Origin of the sequence: Mesorhizobium sp. M7A.F.Ca.CA.003.01.2.1 (genome assembly GCF_003998945.1) — a bacterium.
Classification (GTDB): domain Bacteria; phylum Pseudomonadota; class Alphaproteobacteria; order Rhizobiales; family Rhizobiaceae; genus Mesorhizobium; species Mesorhizobium ciceri.
Genome location: NZ_RZRA01000871.1, coordinates 1 through 2,365 on the forward strand (window position 1 = coordinate 1; position 2,365 = coordinate 2,365).

The 2,365-nt window shown below is 61.6% G+C and carries 3 protein-coding genes; 1 reads left to right on the forward strand and 2 read right to left on the reverse strand.

What is annotated here, in order from left to right:
- Positions 1 to 700 (reverse strand): aminotransferase class I/II-fold pyridoxal phosphate-dependent enzyme (locus EN969_RS26935; RefSeq protein WP_127419545.1); only part of this gene is annotated, 700 nt, incomplete at its 3' end.
- A gap of 125 nt (positions 701 to 825) precedes the next feature.
- Here EN969_RS26935 and EN969_RS26940 point away from each other — a divergent pair.
- Positions 826 to 1,284 carry an Lrp/AsnC family transcriptional regulator gene (locus tag EN969_RS26940; RefSeq protein WP_024501498.1) on the forward strand — a complete coding sequence of 153 codons (459 nt, stop codon included), beginning with the start codon at positions 826 to 828 and terminating at the stop codon, positions 1,282 to 1,284.
- A gap of 50 nt (positions 1,285 to 1,334) precedes the next feature.
- Here EN969_RS26940 and EN969_RS26945 read toward each other — a convergent pair whose 3' ends face one another.
- Positions 1,335 to 2,306: an ABC transporter substrate-binding protein gene (locus EN969_RS26945; RefSeq protein WP_013530916.1), complete on the reverse strand. Its 972-nt coding sequence runs from the start codon at positions 2,304 to 2,306 to the stop codon at positions 1,335 to 1,337.
- Between the last annotated feature and the right edge of the window lie 59 nt (positions 2,307 to 2,365).

The following is a 2,365-nucleotide window of genomic DNA, read 5'->3' on the forward strand; positions in this document are numbered from 1 at the left end:
CGACGGCACCATGTTCGATCGGCCGCTGGAACACCGGACCCAGCAATGTGTTGTCGCACACGATGATCGGCGTTGACCCTTGGCTCGCGCCGATCTCGTCGGCGATCTTGCGCATCAGCGCGAGGTCGACCAGGCTGTTGGTCGGGTTTGACGGCGTCTCGATCAGGATGACCGACACGCGGCCTTTCGCGACGGCCGCGTCGGCGGCCGTGCGCACCGCCGGCTCGTCCACGCCATCCGCGAAACCGACAGCACCGATGCCGAAACCGGAGAGCGTGCGCGTCAAAAGCGTCTCCGTGCCGCCGTAGAGTGGCTGCGAATGCAGGATGACGTCGCCCGGACGGGCATAGGCGAGCAGCGTCGTGGCGATCGCCGACATGCCCGATGAAAACAGGATGCAGGCATCCGTCCCCTCATAGATCGCCAGCCGGTCCTCGACGATCTCGCTGTTGGGATGATTGAAGCGCGAATAGACCAGGCCGGAGGCGGTGCCGCTCGGCGGCTCCTTCCTGCCGGAGGTGTAGTCGAAGAAGTCGCGTCCCTCCTCCGCCGACTTGAACACGAAGGTCGAGGTCAGGAACACCGGCGGCTTGACGGCGCCCTCCGAAAGCTGCGGATCGAAGCCATAGCTCAGCATCAGCGTCTCCGGGTGGAGCTTGTGGTTGCCGATATGGGTTTTCGACGGGCGTGGCGCGGTCATGGCTTTTCCTGCCTGTTCGACTGAAATAGTGAACGGCAATTTATGCGATCTCGTTCCGCCAGTCCTTGCTATTTTTGGGCTCACATGGCTGCATCCCCGCAACAAATTGCCTGGAGAGACCGAAAGTGCAGCAGAAGATAGCCGACGATTTCGACCTGAAAATCCTGCGTGAGCTGCGGGCCGACGCCCGCATCACCAACAACGAGCTTGCCGAGCGCATCGGCCTGTCGCCGTCGCCCTGCCTGAGGCGGGTGCGGCGGCTGGAGGAGACCGGGGTCATCAGAGGCTACACCACGCTGGTCGATCCCTCAGCCTTCGGCTGGAGCATGGTCGCCATCGCCACCATCCGGCTCAGCCGCCAGAACGAAGACGAGATCGTGATGTTCGAGGACGCGATCCGCGGCTGGGAAGAGGTGCTGGAATGCCACCTCGTCACCGGTTCGCGCGACTATGTGCTGAAAGTGGTGACGGGAAGCCTCGAACAATACGAGCGCTTCATCAAGGAAAAGATCGCGCGGCTGAAATGCGTCGCCTCGATCGAGACCAGCTTCGTCATGAACACCATAAAGGAACGGCGCCTCTGACATTTCTGCCGGAGGCGCCGCTTTCTGGATAGATGTGTTGCCGGCTAGGCTTACTTGACCGCTTTGTCGGTGATGGCGGTGGTGTAGGCGCCGGTCGGCTCCTTGGTGATGATCTTCTGGTCGAGCAGCGCCTTGGCGGTGCGCTCGTAGGTCGCCGGGTCAAGCTTGCCGTCGGCATTGTCGATCAGCTTGGCGACTTCGCTCATCATGCGCTTCTGGTGGTTCTCGTCCTGGCCGCCGCCGTCCATGACGATGCCTGCGGCTTCGTCATTGTTGTCGATGGCATATTTCCAGCCCTTCATCGAGGCGCGCACGAAACGCACCATCTTGTCTTCGAAGGCCGGATCCTTGAGCTTGTCTTCGGACGCATAGAGCCCGTCCTCGAGCAGGTCGTTGCCCATGGCCGAGTAGTTGAACACGGTCAGCTGTTCCGGCTTGTAGCCGGCGTCGATCAGTTGCCAGTATTCGTTGTAGGTCATGACCGAGATGCAGTCCGCCTGCTTCTGGATCAGCGGCTGCACGTCAAAACTCTGCTTGAGCACCGTGACGCCGTCCGGGCCGCCCTCGGTCTTCAGGCCGAGCTTGTTCATCCAGGCGTAGAACGGATACTCGTTGCCGAAGAACCAGACGCCGAGCGTGTGACCTTTGAAGTCGGCTTCGGTCTTGATCGGGCCGTCCTTCGGGCAGACCAGCTCCATGCCGGCCTTCTTGAACGGCTGGGCGATGTTGACCAGCGGCACGCCCTTTTCGCGGGCAGCCAGCGCACCGCCCATCCAGTCGACGATAACGTCGGCACCACCGCCGGCGATCACCTGCTCGGGCGCGATATCGGGACCGCCCGGCTTGATGTCGACGTCGAGACCCTCGGCCTCATAGAAACCCTTGGCCTTGGCGACATAGTAGCCGGCAAACTGGGCCTGCGTGACCCATTTCAGCTGCAACGTCACCTTGTCGGCGGCCATTGCCTGGAAAGCGGCAAGCGACATCGCGCCAGCCAGAACGGGAATAATCAGTCTTTTCATTTTGTTACCCTCTGAAGTTAGTGCCCTAAACCCACCGCCCCTATCCACCACGGACAGAG

What these genes read in the sequence shown, in the direction of transcription:
- EN969_RS26945 (WP_013530916.1), bottom strand. Translation starts at nt 2,306, where the DNA reads ATGAAAAGACTGATTATTCCCGTTCTGGCTGGCGCGATGTCGCTTGCC.